Raw genomic sequence first — 23,508 nt, 5'->3', positions numbered from 1 at the left:
GACATGTCGTTACAATCGTTGAAAATCAATTTTGCAGAATGGCTGCTGCTAAAGGTCAAATACCCGTCCCAATATTGGCTGGGAGCGGCAGATCAACCGGTAAAGGCCGCAGCACATCAGAAAAAAATCATACTGACCCTGCTGCCGTCCCATGACAATTTGGGAGATCACGCAATTGCTTATGCCAGCAAGGCATTTCTTGAGCAAGAATACCCGGACTTTGACATCGTCGAGGTTGATATGAAGGACATTTACAAATCAGCAAAAAGCCTGATCCGCTCGCGCCATCCGGAGGATATGGTCTTTATCATCGGCGGCGGAAACATGGGGGATTTATACCGTTATGAGGAGTGGACGCGCCGCTTCATCATTAAAACATTCCGTGACTATCGGGTTGTCCAGCTTCCGGCAACGGCTCATTTTTCTGACACGAAAAAAGGGCGCAAAGAGCTGAAACGGGCACAGAAAATTTATAATGCGCACCCCGGCCTGTTGCTGATGGCGCGGGATGAAACAACGTATCAATTTATGAAACAGCATTTTCAAGAAAAAACAATTTTGAAGCAGCCGGACATGGTGCTGTATTTAGATAGAAGCAAGACCCCCGCAGAACGCGAAGGGGTTTATATGTGTTTGCGCGAGGATCAGGAAAGCGTGCTTCAGGAGGACCAGAGGAACCGGGTCAAGGCTGCGCTATGTGAGGAATTCGGCGAGATCAAATCCTTTACGACAACGATCGGCCGCCGGGTCAGCCGCGATACACGCGAACAAGAACTTGAAGCACTGTGGTCTAAGCTGCAAAGCGCAGAAGCCGTCGTCACTGACAGGCTTCATGGCATGATTTTTTGCGCGCTGACAGGAACGCCGTGTGTTGTCATTCGCTCCTTTGACCATAAGGTGATGGAGGGCTATCAATGGCTTAAAGACATCCCGTTCATGAAGCTGATAGAACATCCGGAGCCAGAGCGCGTAACAGCCGCAGTCAATGAGCTTTTAACAAAAGAAACATCCCGTGCAGGCTTTCCGAGAGATGTGTATTTTAAAGGTCTGCGTGACAAAATTAGCGGTGAAGCGCAATGACCCCGCTCGTCAGCATTATTGTCCCGATGTATAATGTTGAACCATTTATAGGGGAGTGCATTGACTCTTTGCTTTGCCAAACGCTTTCGGATATTGAAATCATCCTCGTGAATGACGGAACACCGGATCGTTCAGGCGAAATTGCAGAGGACTATGCAAAACGGGATGCGAGAATCCGGGTCATTCATCAGGCAAACGGCGGGCTTAGTTCAGCGCGAAATACGGGAATAAAGGCCGCGCGGGGCACTTACATCGGCTTTGTAGACGGAGACGATTATGTATCATCCGCCATGTTCCAGAGGCTGACTGAAGAAGCGGAGCAAAATCAGCTTGACATCGTCGGATGCGGTTTTTACAAGCAGTCATCGGACAGGCGGACATATGTGCCACCGCAGCTTGAGGCAAACCGCGTGCTGACGAAACCAGAAATGACTGAACAGCTTAAACATGCTCACGAAACGAGATTTATCTGGTATGTATGGCGTTATCTTTACCGTCGTGAGCTTTTTGAAAGGGCGAATCTGTTGTTTGATGAAGACATCCGTTTTGCTGAAGACTCTCCCTTTAATTTGTCCGCTTTTCGCGAAGCGGAGCGGGTGAAAATGCTTGATGAAGGATTGTACATTTATCGTGAAAACCCGAACAGCCTGACAGAAATCCCTTATAAGCCGGCGATGGATGAACATCTTCAAAAACAATATCAGGCTAAAATCGCATTCTACAATCACTACGGCTTAGCAGGCGCATGTAAAGAAGATTTGAATGTGTACATTTGCAGGCACCAGCTTCCGATGCTTTTGGCAAATGCCTGTGCTTCTCCGAATTCGCCGAAAGACATCAAAAAGAAGATCAGACAGATTTTATCCTATGACATGGTGCGGCAGGCTGTCAGACATACACCGTTTCAGCATGAGAAATTATTAAGAGGAGAGCGTTTGGTATTAGCACTGTGTAAATGGCGGCTCACTTTTCTCATCAAGCTGTTTTTCGAGCAGCGGGGGACAATGAAAGGCAGTGCGAAGCAGGCATGAAATTCACGATAAATTTCAGCGCGAATCTCACGGCTTTTCTCTTGTCTGTTTTCCTATCGGTTTGGATGACGCCTTTTATTGTCAAAACGCTCGGTGTCGAAGCGTTTGGCTTTGTTCACTTGACACAAAATGTGATTAATTACTTTTCGGTTATTACCGTGGCGCTCAGCTCGGTTGTCGTTCGGTTCTTTTCTGTTGCTGCCCACAGGGGAGAGCGGGAGAAAGCAAATGCGTATATCAGCAATTATTTAGCGGCCTCTGTTTTGATTTCATTGCTGCTCTTGCTGCCGCTTGCGGGTTCGGCTTTTTTTATTGACCGCGTCATGAATGTGCCGCAAGCGCTTTTGGCAGATGTGCGTTTGTCGATTTTAATCGGCAGTGTGCTGTTTATTTTAACGTTTCTGATGGCGGGTTTCGGTGCTGCACCATTTTATGCCAACCGCCTTTATATCACCAGTTCCATTCAGGCGGTGCAAATGCTTATACGGGTGCTGTCTGTGCTGCTCCTGTTTGCATGCTTTGCGCCGAAAATCTGGCAGATCCAGCTTGCAGCTTTAGCTGGTGCTGTCATTGCGTCTGTGCTGTCTTTCTATTTCTTCAAAAAGCTGATTCCGTGGTTTTCGTTTCGTATGAAGGATCTTTCATTCCGCACAAGCAAGGAGCTGTTTCAAGCGGGCGCATGGAGCTCCGTCAATCAAATCGGCGTCCTGCTTTTTTTGCAGATTGATCTGTTAACCGCCAATTTGATGCTGGGGGCGTCCGCATCCGGGAAATACGCGGCGATTATCCAGTTTCCGCTGCTTTTGCGCAGCTTGGCCGGAACGGTCGCATCCCTGTTTGCGCCCATCATGACTTCATATTATTCAAAAGGCGATATGGAAGGGTTGATGAATTACGCCAATAAGGCAGTAAGGCTCAATGGTCTTTTGCTTGCACTTCCTGCTGCCTTATTGGGCGGATTGGCGGGACCTTTTTTGACAATCTGGCTCGGACCGTCCTTTTCAACGATAGCACCGCTTTTATTTATTCATGCCGGATACTTGGTTGTCAGCCTCGCCTTTATGCCGCTGTTTTATATATGGACCGCTTTTAATCAACAAAAAACACCGGCGATTGTTACCCTGCTGTTAGGTGCGGTGAATGTGGTGCTGGCGGTCACGCTGAGCGGGCCGGCTCATCTCGGTCTGTACGGCATAACGTTGGCAGGGGCCATTTCTCTTATTTTAAAAAATGCCATCTTTACGCCGCTTTATGTATCCCGCATTACAGGCTACAAAAAGCACGTTTTCTTTAAAGGCATAATCGGGCCTCTATCAGCCGCTGTGTTTGCCTGGACGGTCTGTAAGGCAATTCAGTTCGTTGTGAAGGTTGACGGATGGCCGTCACTGATAGCGACGGGAGTGACAGTCAGCTTTTGCTACGCTGTTTTCGCTTTTATGCTCGTTTGTACAAAAGAGGAAAGACAGCTGGTACTAAAACGGTTTCGAAAAACGAAAGGAGCTGTGAATCTTTGATCCTGAAACGACTTTTTGATCTGACGGCCGCCATTTTTTTGTTGTGCTGTACGAGTGTGATCATTCTGTTCACCATCGCCGTTGTCAGGCTGAAAATAGGATCACCTGTCTTCTTTAAGCAAGTAAGGCCAGGCCTGCACGGCAAACCGTTCACCCTATACAAGTTCCGGACAATGACGGATGAACGGGACAGTGAGGGAAATCTGCTGCCCGATGAAGTCCGGCTGACGAAAACGGGCAGGCTGATCAGAAAGCTAAGCATTGATGAGCTTCCGCAGCTCCTGAATGTCCTGAAGGGCGATCTTAGCCTTGTCGGGCCGCGGCCGCTTTTGATGGACTATCTGCCTCTTTATACAGAAAAACAGGCACGGCGCCATGAGGTGAAGCCGGGTATCACAGGCTGGGCGCAAATCAATGGCAGAAACGCGATTTCCTGGGAAAAGAAATTTGAATTAGATGTTTGGTACGTTGACAACCGGTCATTTTTTCTCGATTTGAAAATTTTATGTTTGACGGTGCGAAAGGTCCTTGTTTCAGAAGGGATTCAGCAAACCAATCATGTGACCGCGGAACGGTTTACCGGAAGCGGAGATGTGTCCTCATGAAAAACGTGGCCATTGTGGGTGACGGCGGTCATGGAAAGGTGATCAGGGAGCTGATAAACGCCCGCTCAGATACGCGCTTAGCCGCGGTGCTGGATGATAAATTCAAAACATTCGAAGGCGGAAAAGAATGGTACACAGGACCGCCGGAAGCCGTTACTGAACTGCGCAGGCTCATTCCTGATGTGCTGTTTCTGATTGCTGTTGGGAATAACAGTGTCAGAAAACAGCTGGCGGAGCGACTGGGTCTGGGGAAAGATGATTTTATTACATTGATTCACCCGTCAGCCATCGTCAGCAGGTCGGCTGTCATTGGGGAAGGGACAGTGATTATGGCGGGCGCGATCATTCAGGCGGATGTGCGCATCGGCGCCCACTGCATCATCAATACGGGTGCAGTGGCAGAGCACGACAATCAAATCAGCGATTACGTTCATCTGTCCCCGCGTGCCACGCTGTCAGGAGCGGTTTCCGTTCAGGAAGGCGCTCACGTCGGAACCGGTGCATCCGTCATACCGCAGATCACAATCGGGGCTTGGAGCATTGTCGGAGCCGGCTCCGCGGTGATCCGTTCCATACCGGACAGGGTAACGGCGGCCGGTGCTCCGGCACGCATCATTTCTTCCATTCAAACATCAAACAAAGGATGATTCTATGCATAAAAAAATCTACTTATCTCCCCCTCATATGAGCGGCAGGGAGCAGCACTATATTTCAGAAGCCTTTCGCTCAAACTGGATTGCGCCGCTTGGGCCGCTCGTGAATTCATTTGAAGAACAGCTGGCAGAACGAGTCGATGTAAAAGCAGCAGCTGCGGTCAGCTCAGGAACGGCGGCGATTCATCTCGCGCTGCGTTTACTTGAGGTAAAAGAAGGTGACAGCGTGTTTTGCCAGTCCTTCACATTTGTAGCAACCGCCAATCCGATTCTATATGAAAAAGCGGTGCCCGTCTTTATCGATTCTGAGCCTGATACGTGGAATATGTCGCCGACAGCCCTTGAAAGAGCATTGGAGGAAGCGAAAAGAAATGGAACACTGCCAAAAGCGGTGATTGCCGTCAATCTATATGGGCAGAGCGCGAAAATGGATGAAATCGTAAGCCTGTGTGATGCATACGGAGTTCCTGTCATTGAGGACGCAGCCGAATCTCTCGGCACAGTCTATAAAGGGAAGCAAAGCGGAACTTTCGGGCGCTTCGGCATTTTTTCATTTAACGGGAACAAAATCATTACCACATCAGGGGGAGGGATGCTTGTTTCAAATGATGAAGCAGCAATTGAAAAAGCAAGATTTCTCGCTTCGCAGGCACGAGAGCCGGCTGTTCATTATCAGCACAGTGAAATTGGTCATAATTACAGGCTGAGCAATATCTTAGCCGGCGTCGGCATTGCCCAGCTTGAGGTGCTGGATGAGCGAGTGGAGAAAAGAAGGACCATTTTCACGAGATACAAAAATGCGCTCGGTCACATAGCCGGCGTCCGCTTTATGCCGGAGTACGCAGCAGGCGTATCCAATCGCTGGCTCACCACGCTCACACTTGATAACGGGCTCAGCCCATATGACGTAGTTCAACGTCTTGCTGAAGAAAACATTGAAGCCCGTCCGCTGTGGAAGCCGCTCCATACCCAGCCGCTGTTCGATCCGGCTTTATTTTATTCTCATGAAGATACAGGAAGCGTATGCGAAGATTTGTTCAAGCGAGGAATCTGTCTCCCATCGGGGTCCAATATGACAGAAGATGAGCAAGGCCGGGTCATTGAAGTGCTACTGCACTTATTCCAAACTGCCGAGGTGAAGAAATGGACAGCAAGCATTCGATGATCAGCCTGAAACAGAAACTGTCCGGGCTGCTCGACGTCATACCGAAACAATCAGAGATTATATATGCTGACTATCCTCTATATGGGAATGTAGGGGATTTATTTATTATGAAAGGAACAGAAGCCTTCTTTAAAGAACACGGGATTCGGGTCAGAAAACGCTGGAATCCTGACAATTTTCCAGTCGGGCGAAAGCTGGATCCTCATCTCATCATCGTCTGCCAGGGAGGCGGAAACTTCGGGGATCTGTATCCGTATTATCAAGGCTTTAGAGAGAAAATCGTCCAAACCTATCCGAACCACAAAATTGTGATCCTGCCGCAATCGATTTATTTTCAAAATAAAGACAACCTCAAACGGACGGCAGAGATATTTTCTAAGCATGCGAACCTTCACATCATGACAAGGGAAAAAGCCTCCTATGCTACGGCGCAGGCTTATTTTTCAGGAAATCACATTCAGCTTCTGCCTGATATGGCTCATCAGCTGTTTCCCGTCATTCCCACGCAGCAGCCGTCCAATCAAAAGCTGAGATTTATCCGAACAGATCATGAAGCAAACCAGGCGCTTCAGGAACACGCAGAAGCGGAAAGCTACGACTGGCGCACGGTGCTGTCAGCTTCAGACCGCCGGACGATTGCTTTTCTCCAAACGCTGAACGTCCTGAATAAAAAAGCAGGCAACCCTTTGCCCATTGCGTATATATGGGGAAAATACTCGGATTATATCGTCCAAAAAGCCATTCGGTTTTTCAGCCGTTACGAATCGGTGGAAACATCAAGGCTGCACGGCCACATCTTGTCTTCTCTTCTTCAAAAAGAAAACACGGTCATTGATAATTCCTATGGGAAAAACGCCAATTACTTTCATACCTGGATGGAAGGAGTGCCGAGCACCCGGCTCATCCAGAACGCCTCAAAGAAGGAAAACCTTCCTGCTCACATGTGAGCGGAAGGTTTATTTTGATTCTCCACGTTTGACTTTGTTGTATGCTTCATCTAAATGCTGAATCCGTTTCAGGACAACTGCGTTTTTCGTCAGCTGGTCCTGCACTAGTGTTGAGACGACGGAACGGTAGTAGCTGTTCATCGCGTGGATTTTATCCTCAGACTGATTCATTTCAATATGCTGTTTTAAATTCTCAATAAAATAAGGGACGGAAAAAAGTTCAGACATTTCTTTGGCAGCTCCTTTTTCATAAATGTATACGGTGTGATCTCAATCATGTACAATGAAGAAAGGGGAGTGAGCAAGATGGATATGAAACTTCAGCAAGTACAAGTATTAAAGCCTCAACTGACACAGGAGCTCAGGCAGGCCATCACGCTGCTTGGCTATCATTCGGCAGAACTCGCCGAGTACATTGATGAGCTCTCACTGGAAAACCCTCTTATTGAACGAAAGGAAACAGACACACCGCCACTATCTTACCATAAAACAAACAAAAACAGGATGAATGCACAGGAAGCGGGCCTTCAATTAAGTAATCCGCAAAAAACATTGCAGGATGCGTTAAAACAGCAGTCACTCGATATGAATCTGACAAACACTGAAAAAAAGATTTTTAATTATCTGATTCATTCGCTTGATTCAAACGGGTACTTGGAAGAAGATATAGAGGAGGCAGCACGGCGATTATCTGTATCGGCCAAGGAAGCGGAGGCTGTTTTGGCAAAACTCCAGTCATTAGAACCGGCTGGAATTGGCGCGAGATCTTTGCAGGAATGCATCCTTCTTCAATTACAGCGGCTGCCGAACAGAAATGAACAAGCGGAAATGCTGGTTTCAGCTCATTTTGATGCTTTTGCGCAAAAAAAATGGAAAGCGCTTTCAGTGGAGGCAGGAATTCCGCTTCATACTATTCAAGATATCTCAGATGATATCGCGGCTCTTCATCCTAGACCTGGCCTTCTGTTTGCCCGGCCAGAGCAAGATGTGTATATTGAGCCTGACATTTTTATCACTGTAAAAAACGGGCACATCGCAGCGGAACTGAATACCCGCTCGTTTCCCGAGATCGATCTGCATCCGCAGTACAGAACGCTTTTATCATCCGGCTCCTGTCAGGATACTGTCTCCTATTTATCTGCGAAATATCAGGAGTGGCGCTGGCTGAGCCGCGCGCTGAGGCAGCGAAAACAGACAATCACGAGAATTATCAATGAACTGATCACACGCCAAAAGGATTTCTTTCTGAAAGGGCGAAGCGCAATGAAGCCGCTGACTCTGAGAGAGGTGGCGGACTGTCTAAGCCTTCATGAATCAACTGTGAGCCGGGCCATTAAAGGGAAAACAATACAAACGCCTTACGGGCTGTTTGAGATGAAGCTCTTTTTCTCAGCAAAAGCCGAGGCTTCAGGAGAGGGAGATGCGTCGAATTATGCAGTCAAAATGCATCTTGAAGACCTGATCAATCAAGAGGACAAAACAAAACCGCTTTCAGATCAAAAGCTTGTCGATTTGCTGTATGAACAACACGGCATCCAAATCTCGAGACGCACCGTGGCAAAATATCGCGATCAAATGAATATTCCGTCATCGGCAGCGAGAAAGCGATATAAATAAAATCCTCCCTAGACGGGAGGATTTTTTTAAGGAATCATCCAGCTGAATACGTGATGCTGCAAAAAGGTGATGATACAAACGAGCAGCAGCAAAAACAGACTGTGTTTAATGGTAAAGCGGAAAAGATCTGACTCCTTTCCGGCGAGTCCTACCGCGGCGCACGCCACCGCTATCGACTGCGGTGAAATCATTTTTCCTGTGACACCGCCTGAAGAGTTGGCGGCCACAGACAGAACGGGGTCCATGCCGACTGATAATGCGGTGACTTTCTGCAGGTTGCCGAACAGCAGGTTGGCGGAAGTATCCGAGCCGGTAATGAAGACGCCGAGCCAGCCGAGAACGGGCGCAAAGAAGGTAAACATCGAACCTGTCAGCGCGAGTGTCATCCCGAGTGTCGTGCTCATTCCCGAGGAGTTGGTGACATAGGCAAAACCAACGACAGAAGCAATGGTCAAAATCGGAAGCTTCAATTCTTGGACTGTTTCTTTAAAAACGGTTCCCCAGTCTTTCCATGAAATCGCCGTGATGAACTTTGACAGCACTGCGGCAATCAAAATCGCGGTGCCGGCCGAACCAAGCACCTCCAACTTGTAAACCGCTTCAATCGGTGTACCGTCAGCATTGACAATCTGATTGTTCAAAAAAGGCACACCTGGGGAAAAAGTCAGTTTTTCTCCAACAGCATTCAGCCACTTCAAGAACACCGCAGAGCCTTCATAATGCCCGGTCAGCGCGGATTTGACAGATGGAATGCCCCATACGGAAATCATCGCCGTCAGCAGCAGAAATGGCGACCAAGCCTTAAAAATCTGTCCGCCGCTGTACGCAGGCGCCGCCGGATTTGTGCGCGCCGTTTCAATTGAGGCGGCCGACTCTTGTTCACCGGCAAACCGGAATGTTGTTTTCGGCGTCCACCATCTCAAAAACACAGCAAGCGCAGCCATTGAAACAAGAGCTGACAAAACATCGGGCAGCTCAGGCCCTAAAAAATTGGAACTGAGATATTGAACAACGGCAAAGGAAACACCAGATACGAGAATCGCCGGCCAGATCTCCAAGGCTTTCCTGAACCCGCTCATGATGATGATTAAATAAAGAGGAATAAATACGGATAAAAACGGCAGCTGCCGCCCGACCATTTGCGAAATCTCCATCGCCGGAATCCCTGTCGGCCCTTCTACGGCTGTAATTGGAATCCCAATTGCCCCAAAGGCAACCGGCGCCGTATTGGCGATCAAACAGATCCCCGCAGCATAAAGAGGATTAAAGCCGAGACCGACCAGCAGCGCGGCAGAAATGGCGACCGGCGCTCCGAAGCCTGCTGCCCCTTCTAAAAAAGCCCCGAATGAAAAAGCGATCAAGAGAGCTTGAAGCCGTCGGTCATCAGTAATTGAGAGAACAGAGCTGCGAATGATATCAAACTGTCCCGTTTTCACAGTGATTTTATACAAAAAAACAGACGTCACAATGATCCAGCCGATCGGCAACAATCCGTATACGGCTCCTTGTGTCGCGGACATCAGCGCTTTTTCCGCCGGCATCCGATAAACCAATACAGCAATGATAAGGGCGATCCCCAATGTGGCCAAGCCTGCTGTATACCCCTTCATCCGTTTAATCGCGAGTGCCCAAAAAAAGAAAATAATCGGTACAAGTGCGGCAAGCGCTGATAATAGCAAATTTCCCCCTATAGGCGTATATGCCTGTGTCCATTGCATCCCAAACCCCTCCTTGAAACATAAACTGGCGCCATATGTAAGCGGTTTCTATAGATGATATGATCATCTGATGACTGGGTAATAAGACCAGTTACCTAGCATTATATTTTGAAAAAAATCAAAGTACAAGACTTTTTGACAAAATAGTCAAAATCTTTTGGCGGCCCACAAAACAGAGTATAATAGATCGTAAACAGCCAGACCTACAAGTTACGGGGTGAATTGCATTGAAATACAAACAGATTAAAACAAAAAAAATATATGAAGAAGTAGCGGATGCACTATTAGATATGATCAAAAACGGCGAATTGAAGCCGGGGGATAAACTGGACTCTGTTCAGGCGCTTGCTGAGAGCTTTCAAGTCAGCCGTTCAGCGGTTCGCGAGGCACTTTCTGCGCTAAAAGCGATGGGGCTTGTCGAAATGAAACAGGGAGAAGGCACGTACCTGAAGGAATTTGAGCTCAATCAAATTTCTCAGCCGCTCTCAGCCGCCCTTCTGATGAAAAAAGAGGACGTCAAGCAGCTGCTCGAGGTCAGAAAACTGCTTGAAATCGGAGTGGCTTCACTAGCGGCTGAAAAAAGGACAGAAGCAGATCTCGAAAGAATTCAGGATGCACTAAAGGAAATGGGCAGCATTGAAGCGGACGGGGAGCTGGGAGAGAAAGCAGACTTCGCATTTCATCTTGCGCTTGCGGACGCTTCTCAAAATGAACTTCTTAAACACTTGATGAATCACGTGTCATCATTGCTGCTGGAAACAATGAGGGAAACGAGGAAAATCTGGCTGTTTTCCAAGAAGACCTCCGTTCAGCGGCTGTATGAGGAGCACGAACGGATTTACAATGCTGTGGCTGCCGGGAACGGTGCAGAGGCGGAAGCCGCAATGCTGGCGCATTTGACGAATGTGGAAGATGTGCTTTCGGGATATTTCGAGGAAAATGTGCAATAACCAACTCATTTCCCGGGCAATTCCGTCGGTTCCGACTGATACGAACAACTGAGACTGAGCCGCGAATGGTTCAGTCTTTTTTACATGAGGCAGCCAGAGGGCTTTGTGCACTTGACATTTGCGAAAAAGAAAGTAGAATATTTTACTAAAACAATGCAAGCTGAATAATGGAGGCAGATGCAATGGCGACAATTAAAGATATCGCGCAGGAAGCGGGATTTTCAATCTCAACCGTTTCCCGCGTTTTAAATAACGATGAAAGCCTTTCTGTTCCTGATGAAACACGGGAGAAAATCTATGAAGCGGCGGAAAAGCTCAATTACCGCAAAAAAACAGTAAGACCGCTGGTGAAACATATTGCGTTTTTATATTGGCTGACAGATAAAGAAGAATTAGAAGATGTCTATTTTAAAACGATGAGATTAGAAGTAGAGAAACTGGCGAAAGCATTCAATGTCGATATGACCACTTATAAAATAGCGGATGGAATCGAGAGCATTCCTGAACATACGGAAGGGTTTATTGCCGTTGGCACATTTTCAGATGAAGAGCTGGCTTTCCTCAGAAATCTCACTGAAAATGGCGTGTTCATCGATTCAACTCCTGATCCCGATCATTTTGACTCGGTAAGGCCCGATTTGGCACAAATGACAAGGAAGACAGTAAACATCCTGGCTGAGAAGGGGCATAAGAGCATCGGTTTTATCGGCGGCACATACAAAAATCCGAATACCAATCAGGATGAAATGGACATCCGTGAACAAACCTTCAGATCCTATATGAGGGAAAAAGCCATGCTGGACGAGCGCTATATTTTCTGTCATCGCGGATTCTCTGTAGAAAACGGCTACCGCCTGATGTCAGCAGCGATCGACACATTAGGCGATCAGCTTCCGACTGCTTTTATGATTGCAGCGGACCCGATAGCAGTGGGCTGTCTGCAAGCCCTGAACGAAAAAGGAATTGCTATACCAAACAGGGTAAGCATTGTGAGTATCAACAACATCAGCTTCGCGAAGTATGTCTCGCCTCCTCTGACGACGTTTCATATTGATATACATGAATTATGTAAAAATGCTGTTCAATTACTGCTTGAACAAGTGCAGGACAAGAGAAGAACGGTAAAAACATTATATGTGGGCGCAGAATTAATCGTCAGGAAGAGTATGAATTAAGGATGACTTAGGACACTAAGTCATTTTTTATTTAGGTAAAAAAATTTACTCTATGAAGTAAATAGTTTGTTTACACATTTTCTCAGGCGTGCTATATTATCTTTAAAGCGCTTTCATTCCTACCGAAAGGGTGACAATCAATGAAAATGGCAAAAAAGTGTTCCGTATTCATGCTCTGCGCAGCTGTCAGTTTATCCTTGGCGGCTTGCGGCCCAAAGGAAAGCAGCAGCGCCAAATCGAGTTCAAAAGGGTCAGAGCTTGTTGTATGGGAGGATAAAGAAAAGAGCAACGGCATTAAAGACGCTGTGGCTGCATTTGAAAAAGAGCATGATGTGAAGGTCAAAGTCGTTGAAAAACCGTATGCCAAGCAGATTGAAGATTTGCGAATGGATGGACCGGCCGGCACAGGCCCTGACGTGTTAACAATGCCAGGGGACCAAATCGGAACCGCTGTCACGGAAGGATTACTCAAGGAATTACATGTCAAAAAAGACGTTCAATCACTTTATACTGACGCTTCCATTCAGTCTCAAATGGTAGATCAAAAGCTTTATGGACTGCCAAAAGCGGTCGAAACGACTGTGCTTTTTTACAACAAAGATCTCATCACAGAAAAGGAATTGCCCAAAACGCTGGAAGAGTGGTACGACTATTCCAAAAAGACTGCTGACGGCAGCAAATTTGGCTTTTTAGCCCTATTCGATCAAATTTATTATGCAGAAAGTGTGATGAGCGGATATGGCGGATACATTTTTGGAAAGGCCAAAGATGGGAGCTATAACCCGTCAGACATTGGAATCAATAATGAAGGAGCTGTCAAAGGTGCGGCGCTGATTCAGAAGTTTTACAAAGATGGCCTGTTCCCGGCTGGCATTATTGGAGAACAAGGGATTAACGTGTTGGAATCGCTGTTCACAGAAGGAAAAGCCGCCGCAATTATTTCTGGTCCATGGAATGTAGAAGCCTTTTCGAATGCAGGAATCAATTATGGCATTACGAAACTGCCGAAGCTGGAAAATGGGAAAAACATGAGCTCCTTTATCGGCGTCAAAAGCTACAACGTCAGTGCATTTTCAAAGAATGCAGAGCTGGCGCAAGAATTAGCCGTTTTCCTGGCAAATGAAAAAAATTCTAAAACACGATATGAAGAGACGAAAGAAGTTCCTGCTGTGAAATCCCTAGCCAATGACCCGGCTATTATGAAAAGCGAGGCGGCACGGGCAGTTACTGAACAATCCCGTTTCTCAGAGCCAACACCAAATATTCCGGAAATGAATGAAATATGGACGCCGGCTGATTCAGCATTACAGACGGTTGCCACAGGGAAGGCGGATCCGAAACAAGCATTGGATCAAGCCGCTGAAACCGCCAAAGGACAAATTAAGGCAAAGCACAGCGGAAAATAAAGAGAAAGCTAGATTTGTATTGTAAGAGAGGTGAAAACGGTGCAGCATCGTCAAGTCGCTTTGTTGCTTTCTATCATTCCGGGACTCGGGCAATTTTATAACAAGCAATGGATAAAAGGTATTGTCTTTCTTTTCTTAGGCGCATCGTTTTTTGCGGTCTTTGGAGATCTGCTCAATATGGGGTTTTGGGGAATCTTTACACTGGGAACAGAAGTGCCGCGGGATAATTCCGTTTTTCTGCTGGCGGAAGGAATTATTGCTGTCATCGTGACCTGCTTTGGCCTTGCGGTGTATTATGTAAATCTTCGCGATGCGTTCCAAAGCGGAAAACAGCGTGATGAAAACAAGCCATTAAGTTCGTTAAAGGAACAATACCAGCATATCATTTCTGAGGGCTATCCTTATGTCGTCAGCGGCCCATCTTTGTTTATTTTAATTTTCGCCGTGATCTTTCCTATCTTATTCAGCTTTGCATTAGCGTTTACAAACTATGATTTGTATCATTCTCCTCCTGCAAAATTAATTGATTGGGTCGGTTTTCAAACGTTCGCAAATATTTTCACAGTTGATATTTGGAGGTCGACTTTTTTTGATGTACTGGCTTGGACGGTGGTTTGGACACTTGCTGCATCCACACTGCAAGTCAGCTTGGGGATTTTTCTCGCGATCATTGTTAACCAGAAAGACCTTCGGTTTAAACGTTTTTTTCGGACCATTCTGATTTTGCCATGGGCCGTTCCCGGTTTTGTGACGATTTTAATTTTTGCGGGACTGTTTAATGATAGCTTCGGTGCGATGAATCACGACATCTTGGCTTTCTTTGGGATAGATCCGCTTCCGTGGATGACAGATGCCAATTGGTCGAGGCTTGCGTTGATTCTCATGCAGGGCTGGCTCGGATTTCCGTACATCTTTCTCGTCTCAACAGGCGTATTGCAATCCATCCCGGACGATCTGTATGAAGCAGCTACGATTGATGGCGCTTCTGTCTTTTCAAAGCTGAGATACATCACGCTTCCGATGGTGTTCATTGCAATGGCTCCGATTATCATTACTCAGTTTACGTTTAACTTTAATAACTTTAATATTATCTATCTATTCAATGGCGGAGGTCCGGCTGTAACCGGATCAACAGCCGGCGGGACAGATATCCTCGTTTCATGGATTTATAAATTGACAATGCAGTCAAGCCAATATTCACTTGCTGCGGCTTTAACCATTTTATTATCTGTATTTGTTATCTCCATCGCATTGTGGCAGTTCAGACAGACAAAGTCTTTTAAAGAGGAGGCATAAGGCATGCTGGCAGATATGAAGGTCAGAAAATATATCCGTCTCCTTTTCTCTTACTTGTTGCTAGCCTTTATGGCGGTCATCATTGTTTATCCTCTCCTTTGGACAGCAGGCGCAAGCTTTAACCCTGGCAACAGCTTAATCAGTACATCCATCATTCCGAAGCATCCGACATTCGACCATTACAAAGAATTATTTGCGGGCAAAGAAAGCCTTCAATATGTGCAGTGGTATGTCAACTCAATGAAGATCAGCCTGTTTACAATGGCAGGGTCTTTGCTCTGTGTGACGTTTACAGCCTATGCGTTTTCGCGCTTTCGCTTCAAAGGCAGAAAATACGCTTTAACGCTCTTTTTATTGCTGCAGATGATTCCTCAGTTTTCAGCTTTAATTGCCTTGTTTGTGCTGGCGCAAATCTTGGGAATGATCAATAGCCACTGGCTGCTAATCTTGCTTTATATCGGCGGCTTGATCCCGATGAATACGTATTTGATGAAGGGGTACATGGATTCCATTCCGATGGATTTAGACGAAAGCGCCAAGATTGACGGAGCCAGCAGCACCAGAATCTTCTTCCAGATCATTCTGCCATTATCAAAACCGATGGCGGCAGTCGTGGCCATGAACGGCTTTACCGGTCCGCTCGGAGATTTTGTGCTGTCCTCAACCATATTGAGAACGCCTGAATCATATACATTGCCCGTCGGTCTATTCAATTTAGTGAATGATGTCATGGGGGCCAGCTATACGACATTTGCGGCCGGAGCCCTGCTTATCAGCATACCGGTGGCCATCATCTTTATCATGCTGCAAAAGAATTTTGTATCCGGATTAACCGCAGGCGGAACGAAGGGCTAAGAGAACAAGGAGGAGAATGTGATGTCAAAGCTTGAAAAAACGCACGTAACAGAAGCGAAATTTATGCTCCATGGGGGAGACTACAACCCCGATCAGTGGCTGGATCGGCCCGATATTTTAGCTGACGATATCAAACTGATGAAGCTTTCTCATACGAATACGTTTTCTGTCGGCATTTTTGCATGGAGCGCACTTGAGCCGGAGGAGGGCGTATATCAATTTGAATGGCTGGATGATATTTTTGAGCGGATTCACAGTATAGGCGGTCGGGTCATATTAGCAACGCCGAGCGGAGCCCGTCCGGCCTGGCTGTCGCAAACCTATCCGGAAGTTTTGCGCGTCAATGCCTCCCGCGTCAAACAGCTGCACGGCGGAAGGCACAACCACTGCCTCACATCTAAAGTCTACCGAGAAAAAACACGGCACATCAACCGCTTATTAGCAGAACGATACGGACATCACCCGGCGCTGTTAATGTGGCACATTTCAAACGAATACGGGGGAGATTGCCACTGTGATCTATGCCAGCATGCTTTCCGGGAGTGGCTGAAATCGAAATATGACAACAGCCTCAAGACATTGAACCATGCGTGGTGGACTCCTTTTTGGAGCCATACGTTCAATGACTGGTCACAAATTGAAAGCCCTTCGCCGATCGGTGAAAATGGCTTGCATGGCCTGAATTTAGATTGGCGCCGGTTCGTCACCGATCAAACGATTTCGTTTTATAAAAATGAAATCATTCCGCTGAAAGAATTGACGCCTGATATCCCTATCACAACGAATTTTATGGCTGACACAGCGGATTTGATCCCGTATCAGGGCCTCGACTACAGCAAATTTGCAAAGCATGTCGATGTCATCAGCTGGGACGCTTATCCTGTCTGGCACAATGACTGGGAAAGCACAGCTGATTTGGCGATGAAGGTCGGTTTTATCAACGACCTGTACCGAAGCTTGAAGCAGCAGCCTTTCTTATTAATGGAGTGTACGCCAAGCGCGGTCAATTGGCATAACGTCAACAAGGCGAAGCGCCCGGGCATGAATCTGCTGTCATCTATGCAAATGATAGCCCACGGCTCGGACAGCGTTCTCTATTTCCAATACCGCAAATCACGCGGGTCATCAGAAAAATTACACGGAGCGGTTGTGGATCATGACAATAGCCCGAAGAACCGCGTCTTTCAAGAAGTGGCCAAGGTAGGCGAGACATTGGAACGGCTGTCGGAAGTTGTCGGAACAAAGAGGCCGGCTCAAACCGCGATTTTATATGACTGGGAAAATCATTGGGCGCTCGAGGATGCTCAGGGGTTTGCGAAGGCGACAAAACGTTATCCGCAAACGCTTCAGCAGCATTACCGCACATTCTGGGAACACGATATCCCTGTCGACGTCATCACGAAAGAACAAGACTTTTCACCATATAAACTGCTGATCGTCCCGATGCTGTATTTAATCAGCGAGGACACCATTTCCCGTTTAAAAGCATTTACGGCTGACGGCGGCACCTTAGTCATGACGTATATCAGCGGGATTGTGAATGAGCATGACTTAACATACACAGGCGGATGGCATCCGGATCTTCAAGCTATATTTGGAGTTGAGCCTCTTGAAACGGACACCCTGTATCCGAAGGATCGAAACGCTGTCAGCTACCGTAGCCAAATATATGAAATGAAGGATTATGCAACTGTGATTGATGTAAAGACTGCTTCAGTGGAAGCGGTGTATCAAGAAGATTTTTATGCGCGCACGCCAGCGGTCACAAGCCATGAGTACCAGCAGGGCAAGGCGTATTTTATCGGCGCGCGTATGGAGGATCAATTTCAGCGTGATTTCTATGAGGGTCTGATCACAGACCTGTCTCTTTCTCCAGTTTTTCCGGTTCGGCACGGAAAAGGCGTCTCCGTACAAGCGAGGCAGGATCAGGACAATGATTATATTTTTGTGATGAACTTTACGGAAGAAAAACAGCTGGTCACGTTTGATCAGAGTGTGAAGGACATAATGACAGGAGACATATTGTCAGGCGACCTGACGATGGAAAAGTATGAAGTGAGAATTATCGTAAACACACATTAGGCTGATGCTCCGCTCGATATGGGCGGATTCTTTTTTCTATAGAATGAAACCGCTTACTAAGTCTTGGGGGGATGAAATCATGAAAAGCAAAGTGAAAATGTTCTTTGCGGCTGCCATCGTGTGGAGTGCATGTAGTTCAACAGGATATGCCGCTGCCATTGAGAAGGAGAAGCACGTGTCAGAGCTTCGGACAGAGGATGAGGATCTTTTTGTTAAAAAAGTAGAGGGGATGAACAAGGATTTTATCAAAGGGGCAGATGTGTCCAGCGTTATTGCTTTGGAAAACAGCGGTGTCACCTTTTATAATACAAGCGGAAAACGTCAGGACATCTTTACAACCTTAAAACAGGCTGGGGTCAACTATGTTCGCGTCCGCATCTGGAATAACCCGTATGATTCAAATGGCAACGGGTATGGCGGGGGAAACAATGATGTTCAAAAAGCAATCGAAATCGGAAAAAGAGCGACAGCGAACGGAATGAAGGTGCTGGCCGACTTTCACTACTCTGATTTCTGGGCCGATCCAGCGAAACAAAAGGTGCCCAAAGCCTGGGCGAATCTCAGCTTTGAAGCAAAAAAAGCAAAGCTCTATGAGTATACGAAACAAAGCCTGCAAAAGATGATCAAGGAAGGCGTTGACATCGGCATGGTTCAGGTCGGAAATGAAACAACAGGAGGATTTGCCGGTGAGACTGATTGGACGAAGATGTGCCAATTATTTAATGAAGGAAGCCGAGCGGTCAGGGAGACAAATTCAAATATTTTGGTCGCCCTGCATTTTACCAATCCTGAAACGGCTGGAAGGTATTCATTTATTGCGGAAACACTCAGCAAAAACAAAGTGGATTATGATGTGTTTGCGAGCTCCTATTATCCTTTCTGGCATGGGACATTACAAAATTTGACCTCCGTGCTGAAGGCTGTTGCCAATACGTACGGCAAAAAAGTCATGGTGGCGGAAACATCGTACACCTATACCGCTGAGGATGGCGATGGGCATGGAAATACAGCGCCAAAAAGCGGGCAGACGCTGCCATATCCAATTTCTGTTCAAGGCCAGGCAACTGCAGTAAGAGATGTAATGGAGGCAGTGGCGAATACGGGCAAAGCAGGACTCGGTGTTTTCTACTGGGAGCCGGCGTGGATTCCAGTCGGGCCGAAGACACAGATAGAGAAAAACAAAGTGTTATGGGAAACATACGGGTCAGGGTGGGCGTCCAGCTATGCTGCTGAATACGACCCTGAAGACGCCGGGAAGTGGTATGGGGGAAGTGCTGTAGATAATCAAGCTTTATTTGATTTTAATGGACACCCGCTGCCTTCTTTGCAGGTGTTTCAATATGCGGAGTCAGGACATATTCCAAAGAAACGCTGAAACAAAAAAATCCATGAGATGTAACAAATCATTGTTATGTCTCATGGATCATTTTATTTTACATCAACTAATATAAAACATTCGTCATCACTCTTATGATGAGCTTCCTTTTGATGCTGCAGTGATGTAAGGATGTTCTCCTTCAGGTCAGCGATCGGCGAATCAGGATGATCCTTTAGTAAATCAAATAAATAACATGAAGCCGTAGGATCCATCACGCCATCCGTATACAGAAGCAATCTTCCGTCCTCCGTGTATGAAAGGCTGCTTGACTGAAACTCTAAGTCTTCAAACATCCCGATCGGAGGCGAGGTCGCGTGAAGCAGATGTTGAGTTCCGCTATCGTCCTGCCAAAGTGCCGGCGGATGCCCTGCGTTGACATAATCAATTCTTTGCCGTGCTATATCAATCTCGAGATAAATAGCAGTGCAATAATGTCTTGCTTCCTCATCATTTTGAAACAAGCTGTGAAGGTGCCGGTCCAATTCCTTCATAACTTTAACGGGGCTGAGACCTTGCGTGATCTGGCGCTGGAACAAAGGATGAAGAGACATCGTAATCAATGCAGATGAAATTCCGTGCCCCATCACATCAAGGATAATAATGCCGTAACGGTGTTCATCGATTTGATAATATCCGTAAAGATCACCTGACAATTCACTCGATGCGTTGTAATAAGAGTCAATCTGAACCTGATCGTTTACAATCGGTTCAGTCAACGAGTTTTTCTGGATCTTTCTGGCGAGTTCAAGCTCTCTTTTGGTGTTTAATTTAAATTGTTGATTTTGTTTATTGATCTCAAGAAGTTCTTCTTGTTTTGCTTTAAGCGTTTCCAAGGCAATTTTTAACTCCGCATTGGCTTTCTGTTTGGCAAGCAAAGCTTCCTGAGCCTCATTTCTGGCTATCAGCAGCTCATTTTCATATTCATTTCGCTTTCGCATTGGAATAAGAACACAATCAAAGACAGAAGCCTCGCTATCGTGTCTCGCAATAGCATTGATAAGGACGGGAATTTCTTCTCCATCTCTTGCTTTCAAGGAAATGTATATTTCTTCGATGTGATGCTCCAATTTCAAAAGCGGAAAAAAATAAAGCTGGCAGAAAAGCTGTGCGGGAATGGTCAACATCATATTCATGTGCTGGCCGATAACCTGCTCCGGTTCATAATCCAGAATCTTGATAAGGGTGCGGTTGGCAGCTATGATCGACCCCTCTTCTGACAAAGCGAGGAAACCGCATGGTGCATCATTCAATTGTTTGTCCATCTAAGAGGGTCACCTCTATCCCTTTCGTTCCTATATCACACGTGTGCTTTTAAATAATCGCCGATCAGCTGTATCGTCTCATCTGGATGGCTCATATGAGGGCAATGTCCGCGAGCCTCCATTTGTTTCAGACTGCTATAAGGCAGATGCTGATGCATATACTTACCTACTGTTGCAGGTGCGATGATATCATCTGCACATTGGAGAATAAGAGAGGGAACCGTTACCTTCGAAAGATCCTCTCGGTGATCAGAAAAAAACGCCGCTTTCGCGAATTGGCGGGCAATGACAGGATCAGTAGAACAAAAACGGCTTTCAAGCTCTTCCTTAATTTCAGGCCGATCTGGCTGATTCAGAACGGTTGCCGCAAATACAGTCGCCCAGCCGATATAATTTTTCTCCATCATCTCCAGCAAGCCAAGGAGCTGCTCCTCTTCAAATCCTCCGTAATACTCAGGCGGATCATTCAAATAGCAAGGAGAAGGCCCCACCATCACCAGATGGGAAAAAAGCTCCGGGCGGCGGATGGATGCAAGCATCCCAATCAAGGCCCCGACGGAGTGACCCACAAACACGGTTTCCTTCAGATCTAAAGCTTCACAAACATCAAGAACATCCTGGGCATAGCCGTCAAGTGTCTGGTAACGATTCAGGTCATATGCGCGCAAATCTGAATGTCCCGAACCGACGTAATCAAATAAAATCACCCGATGATCTTCTTCAAAGGCAGGTGCCACGGCATTCCACACGCTTTGATCGCATCCAAAACCAGGTGCGAACATGATAGATGCTTTGCCGCTGCCTTTCACCTTCACATGATTTCTAGACAAAATCGCTTCGTTCATGATTGGCTCCTTTCAGCCGGAAAGTAATATAAAGTTCAATAGATCTATCATAACACTCGGATGGTTTGAAGAGTGTATCTTTCTATGAATGTCACAGCAGTTTAAAAGAAAGAGGACATGGGAGATAAAAAAGGTGGATGAATTGGAAGATGCAGGAGGAGGATTGCCTAGATACCGGGGTGAGTAAGAAAATGACATTTGTCACTTCATCATCATGACACCCCATACTAACATCGTCTTCTCCGTCATTTTACAATCAATGTAAACGATCAGGAGGTGCTCATGTGATGAAAGAAGCAGTAACAGTAAGCAACGTGACAAAACATTTCCATCGAAAAACCGCTGTAAACCACATCAGCTTCAGTATTGAAAAAGGAGAAATTGCAGCCATTCTCGGGCCAAATGGGGCAGGGAAGACGACCGTCATCTCGATGATATTAGGACTGCTGAAACCGAGTGAGGGAGAAATCAAACTATTTAACCGGGTTCCCGATGATCAACAGGTTCGTGAAAAAATAGGTGTAATGCTTCAGGAAGTAAGTGTCATGCCGGGCCTTAAGGTGGATGAAATCCTTGAACTCTTCCGGAGCTATTATCCGAATCCATTGTCCATGAAAGAACTCGTTTCGTTAACAGCACTCACCAAAGAAGATTTGAAAACAAGAGCAGAAAAATTATCCGGCGGACAAAAACGCCGTTTGAGCTTTGCTTTGGCTCTTGCCGGGAACCCGGAGCTGCTTATACTTGATGAACCGACAGTCGGCATGGATACTTCATCAAGACATCGATTCTGGCAGACAATTCACAGACTGTCGGACCAAGGAAAAACAATTATTTTTTCAACTCATTATTTACAGGAAGCAGACGATGCCGCACAGCGAATCCTATTTTTTACTGAAGGACAGCTTGTTGCAGACGGCTCACCAATGCAAATCCGCTCAAGAATTCAAAAACAGTCTGTTTCCTTTACGCTTCATTCAAGTGAATCAGTGGAAAGACTGTCTTGTCACCCGGAAGTCGAGAGAGTGATCCACGAGCATGAGAGAACCATCATCCAGACATCAAATACAGACAAAGTGTTGGCGCTGATCTTTCAAGAAAACATCCCAGCACGAAATATTCGAATTGAGCAAGCAACGCTCGATGAGGCATTTCGCCAGCTGGCTGACGGCAACAGGGAGGCGATGTGAGTGAACGTGCTGCAAAAGCAAAGCATCGCTGAAATGAAAAGGGTGCTTAGGAACAAGTACTTTGTGCTTTGGTCTCTGATCATGCCGATTGCCTTTTATTATTTCTTTACAAATGTAGTGAATACCAACGTCCCTGATCAACGTGCATGGGAAGCCCATTACCTGATGTCGATGACAGTCTTCAGCGTGATGGGTTCCTCTATCATGACGCTTGGCATCCGAATGGTACAAGAACGGTCACAAGGCTGGGCCGCCTTTATCCGCCTTACGCCTCTTCCGGATCATATCTATTTATCAGCTCAGATGATCGGCCAAAGTGTCATTCACATTTTATCAATTACCGTCATATTTCTGTTCGGCGCAATCATCAATGATATTGCCTTGTCACCGTTTGAATGGATGATGAGCGGACTGTGGATTTTGTTTGGCGCATTGCCTTTTTTAGCATTAGGCACACTAATCGGCCTCATGAGAAAAGTAGAAACAGCGGCCGGAATCAGTAATGTGCTTTATATGCTGCTGGCTTTAGGCGGAGGGATGTGGATGCCGTTTGAGGTCATGCCTGACATGATGCAGAGCATTGGCCAGTGGCTTCCGTCTTATCATTTCGGGAGCGGAGCGTGGGAACTTGTCCAGGGTGGGAGTCCGACTTGGAAAAATATTCTGATATTAATCGCTTATATGATGCTCTTCATGCTACTATCTAAATATATAAGAAGAAAACAAGAAGCGGTGTAAT

The 23,508-nt window shown here is 46.5% G+C and carries 21 protein-coding genes; 17 read left to right on the top strand and 4 right to left on the bottom strand.

Annotated features, from left to right (window positions below; translation table 11 throughout):
• Positions 1–3: 3 nt before the first annotated feature.
• The 7 genes from MHI44_RS07920 to MHI44_RS07890 are packed head-to-tail and all read left to right on the top strand — an operon-like array spanning position 4 to position 6,995.
• A complete protein-coding gene (locus MHI44_RS07920; RefSeq protein ID WP_181217454.1) occupies positions 4–1,080 on the top strand; it encodes a polysaccharide pyruvyl transferase family protein in 1,077 nt (358 codons plus the stop codon).
• Positions 1,077–2,111, top strand: coding sequence for a glycosyltransferase (locus MHI44_RS07915; protein ID WP_192858021.1), 1,035 nt, complete (start codon positions 1,077–1,079; stop codon positions 2,109–2,111). The genes MHI44_RS07920 and MHI44_RS07915 overlap by 4 nt, the downstream gene beginning before the upstream one ends.
• Positions 2,108–3,625: an MATE family efflux transporter gene (locus MHI44_RS07910; RefSeq protein ID WP_033883458.1), complete on the top strand. Its 1,518-nt coding sequence runs from the start codon at positions 2,108–2,110 to the stop codon at positions 3,623–3,625. The genes MHI44_RS07915 and MHI44_RS07910 overlap by 4 nt, the downstream gene beginning before the upstream one ends.
• Positions 3,622–4,230, top strand: coding sequence for a sugar transferase (locus tag MHI44_RS07905; protein WP_014480945.1), 609 nt, complete (start codon positions 3,622–3,624; stop codon positions 4,228–4,230). The genes MHI44_RS07910 and MHI44_RS07905 overlap by 4 nt, the downstream gene beginning before the upstream one ends.
• Positions 4,227–4,877: an acetyltransferase gene (locus tag MHI44_RS07900; protein ID WP_144458782.1), complete on the top strand. Its 651-nt coding sequence runs from the start codon at positions 4,227–4,229 to the stop codon at positions 4,875–4,877. The genes MHI44_RS07905 and MHI44_RS07900 overlap by 4 nt, the downstream gene beginning before the upstream one ends.
• 4 nt (positions 4,878–4,881) lie before the next feature.
• Positions 4,882–6,048 (top strand): aminotransferase class I/II-fold pyridoxal phosphate-dependent enzyme, encoded by a 1,167-nt coding sequence (locus MHI44_RS07895; protein WP_339203280.1) that lies wholly within the window; start codon positions 4,882–4,884, stop codon positions 6,046–6,048.
• Entirely contained in the window at positions 6,027–6,995 is a 969-nt protein-coding gene (locus MHI44_RS07890) for a polysaccharide pyruvyl transferase family protein (RefSeq protein ID WP_247470804.1), read from the top strand. Before MHI44_RS07895 ends, MHI44_RS07890 begins: the two co-directional genes overlap by 22 nt.
• A 9-nt stretch (positions 6,996–7,004) precedes the next feature.
• Here the strand turns inward: MHI44_RS07890 and yvfG are convergent, their stop codons facing one another.
• A complete protein-coding gene (yvfG, locus tag MHI44_RS07885; protein WP_003219905.1) occupies positions 7,005–7,223 on the bottom strand; it encodes a protein YvfG in 219 nt (72 codons plus the stop codon).
• 78 nt (positions 7,224–7,301) lie between these two features.
• Here yvfG and rpoN point away from each other — a divergent pair, with 78 nt between their 5' ends.
• The gene (rpoN, locus tag MHI44_RS07880; protein ID WP_041055204.1) at positions 7,302–8,612 is read left to right on the top strand and encodes an RNA polymerase factor sigma-54; all 1,311 of its coding nucleotides are present in this window, start codon (positions 7,302–7,304) and stop codon (positions 8,610–8,612) included.
• A gap of 26 nt (positions 8,613–8,638) precedes the next feature.
• On the opposite strand, the gene lutP is transcribed toward rpoN, so the two are convergent.
• On the bottom strand, positions 8,639–10,330 hold the full coding sequence (lutP, locus tag MHI44_RS07875) for an L-lactate permease LutP (protein ID WP_069322915.1): 1,692 nt from the start codon (positions 10,328–10,330) through the stop codon (positions 8,639–8,641).
• A 227-nt stretch (positions 10,331–10,557) separates the two neighbouring features.
• Between lutP and lutR the strand changes: the two genes are divergently transcribed.
• From lutR to ganB, 7 genes are all read left to right on the top strand, one after another.
• Positions 10,558–11,280, top strand: a complete 723-nt coding sequence (lutR, locus tag MHI44_RS07870) for an L-lactate utilization/bacilysin biosynthesis transcriptional regulator LutR (RefSeq protein ID WP_029318374.1) — start codon at positions 10,558–10,560, stop codon at positions 11,278–11,280.
• Between the two features lie 182 nt (positions 11,281–11,462).
• Positions 11,463–12,455, top strand: a complete 993-nt coding sequence (gene ganR, locus MHI44_RS07865) for a galactan degradation operon transcriptional regulator GanR (RefSeq protein WP_122894729.1) — start codon at positions 11,463–11,465, stop codon at positions 12,453–12,455.
• A gap of 140 nt (positions 12,456–12,595) precedes the next feature.
• Positions 12,596–13,861: an arabinogalactan oligomer ABC transporter substrate-binding protein GanS gene (ganS, locus tag MHI44_RS07860; protein ID WP_032722554.1), complete on the top strand. Its 1,266-nt coding sequence runs from the start codon at positions 12,596–12,598 to the stop codon at positions 13,859–13,861.
• A gap of 39 nt (positions 13,862–13,900) precedes the next feature.
• Positions 13,901–15,157 carry an arabinogalactan oligomer ABC transporter permease GanP gene (ganP, locus tag MHI44_RS07855; RefSeq protein ID WP_029946017.1) on the top strand — a complete coding sequence of 419 codons (1,257 nt, stop codon included), beginning with the start codon at positions 13,901–13,903 and terminating at the stop codon, positions 15,155–15,157.
• A 3-nt stretch (positions 15,158–15,160) separates the two neighbouring features.
• Entirely contained in the window at positions 15,161–16,012 is an 852-nt protein-coding gene (gene ganQ / locus MHI44_RS07850; RefSeq protein ID WP_015714737.1) for an arabinogalactan oligomer ABC transporter permease GanQ, read from the top strand.
• 18 nt (positions 16,013–16,030) lie between these two features.
• Positions 16,031–18,094, top strand: coding sequence for a beta-galactosidase GanA (gene ganA / locus MHI44_RS07845; protein ID WP_116315842.1), 2,064 nt, complete (start codon positions 16,031–16,033; stop codon positions 18,092–18,094).
• Positions 18,095–18,173: 79 nt separating this feature from the next.
• Complete coding sequence (gene ganB / locus MHI44_RS07840; protein ID WP_029318379.1) at positions 18,174–19,469, top strand: arabinogalactan endo-beta-1,4-galactanase; 1,296 nt, start codon at positions 18,174–18,176, stop codon at positions 19,467–19,469.
• A 53-nt stretch (positions 19,470–19,522) separates the two neighbouring features.
• Here the strand turns inward: ganB and rsbP are convergent, their stop codons facing one another.
• Complete coding sequence (gene rsbP, locus MHI44_RS07835; RefSeq protein ID WP_116315844.1) at positions 19,523–20,734, bottom strand: phosphoserine phosphatase RsbP; 1,212 nt, start codon at positions 20,732–20,734, stop codon at positions 19,523–19,525.
• A gap of 35 nt (positions 20,735–20,769) precedes the next feature.
• Positions 20,770–21,579 carry a sigma factor SigB/phosphatase RsbP regulator RsbQ gene (gene rsbQ, locus MHI44_RS07830; RefSeq protein WP_003228292.1) on the bottom strand — a complete coding sequence of 270 codons (810 nt, stop codon included), beginning with the start codon at positions 21,577–21,579 and terminating at the stop codon, positions 20,770–20,772.
• A gap of 284 nt (positions 21,580–21,863) precedes the next feature.
• Between rsbQ and MHI44_RS07825 the strand changes: the two genes are divergently transcribed.
• Together MHI44_RS07825 and MHI44_RS07820 are read left to right on the top strand one after the other, a co-directional pair.
• On the top strand, positions 21,864–22,769 hold the full coding sequence (locus MHI44_RS07825; RefSeq protein ID WP_167560416.1) for an ABC transporter ATP-binding protein: 906 nt from the start codon (positions 21,864–21,866) through the stop codon (positions 22,767–22,769).
• Positions 22,770–23,507, top strand: a complete 738-nt coding sequence (locus MHI44_RS07820; RefSeq protein ID WP_339203274.1) for an ABC transporter permease — start codon at positions 22,770–22,772, stop codon at positions 23,505–23,507.
• The last annotated feature ends 1 nt before the right edge of the window (position 23,508 follow it).

The organism is Bacillus sp. FSL K6-1366, assembly GCF_037976695.1.
Lineage (GTDB): Bacteria > Bacillota > Bacilli > Bacillales > Bacillaceae > Bacillus > Bacillus subtilis.
This window is presented reverse-complemented; position numbering and strand designations above follow the sequence as displayed.

Excerpts from the sequence above, each read along its gene's own strand:
- MHI44_RS07910 (WP_033883458.1), top strand. The coding sequence starts at position 2,108 with ATGAAATTCACGATAAATTTCAGCGCGAATCTCACGGCTTTTCTCTTG.
- yvfG (WP_003219905.1), bottom strand. The coding sequence starts at position 7,223 with ATGTCTGAACTTTTTTCCGTCCCTTATTTTATTGAGAATTTAAAACAG.
- rsbP (WP_116315844.1), bottom strand. The coding sequence starts at position 20,734 with ATGGACAAACAATTGAATGATGCACCATGCGGTTTCCTCGCTTTGTCA.
- ganQ (WP_015714737.1), top strand. The coding sequence starts at position 15,161 with ATGCTGGCAGATATGAAGGTCAGAAAATATATCCGTCTCCTTTTCTCT.
- lutP (WP_069322915.1), bottom strand. The coding sequence starts at position 10,330 with ATGCAATGGACACAGGCATATACGCCTATAGGGGGAAATTTGCTATTA.
- MHI44_RS07895 (WP_339203280.1), top strand. The coding sequence starts at position 4,882 with ATGCATAAAAAAATCTACTTATCTCCCCCTCATATGAGCGGCAGGGAG.
- rpoN (WP_041055204.1), top strand. The coding sequence starts at position 7,302 with ATGGATATGAAACTTCAGCAAGTACAAGTATTAAAGCCTCAACTGACA.
- rsbQ (WP_003228292.1), bottom strand. The coding sequence starts at position 21,579 with ATGAACGAAGCGATTTTGTCTAGAAATCATGTGAAGGTGAAAGGCAGC.
- MHI44_RS07915 (WP_192858021.1), top strand. The coding sequence starts at position 1,077 with ATGACCCCGCTCGTCAGCATTATTGTCCCGATGTATAATGTTGAACCA.
- MHI44_RS07920 (WP_181217454.1), top strand. The coding sequence starts at position 4 with ATGTCGTTACAATCGTTGAAAATCAATTTTGCAGAATGGCTGCTGCTA.
- ganR (WP_122894729.1), top strand. The coding sequence starts at position 11,463 with ATGGCGACAATTAAAGATATCGCGCAGGAAGCGGGATTTTCAATCTCA.
- ganS (WP_032722554.1), top strand. The coding sequence starts at position 12,596 with ATGAAAATGGCAAAAAAGTGTTCCGTATTCATGCTCTGCGCAGCTGTC.
- MHI44_RS07900 (WP_144458782.1), top strand. The coding sequence starts at position 4,227 with ATGAAAAACGTGGCCATTGTGGGTGACGGCGGTCATGGAAAGGTGATC.
- MHI44_RS07890 (WP_247470804.1), top strand. The coding sequence starts at position 6,027 with ATGGACAGCAAGCATTCGATGATCAGCCTGAAACAGAAACTGTCCGGG.
- ganB (WP_029318379.1), top strand. The coding sequence starts at position 18,174 with ATGAAAAGCAAAGTGAAAATGTTCTTTGCGGCTGCCATCGTGTGGAGT.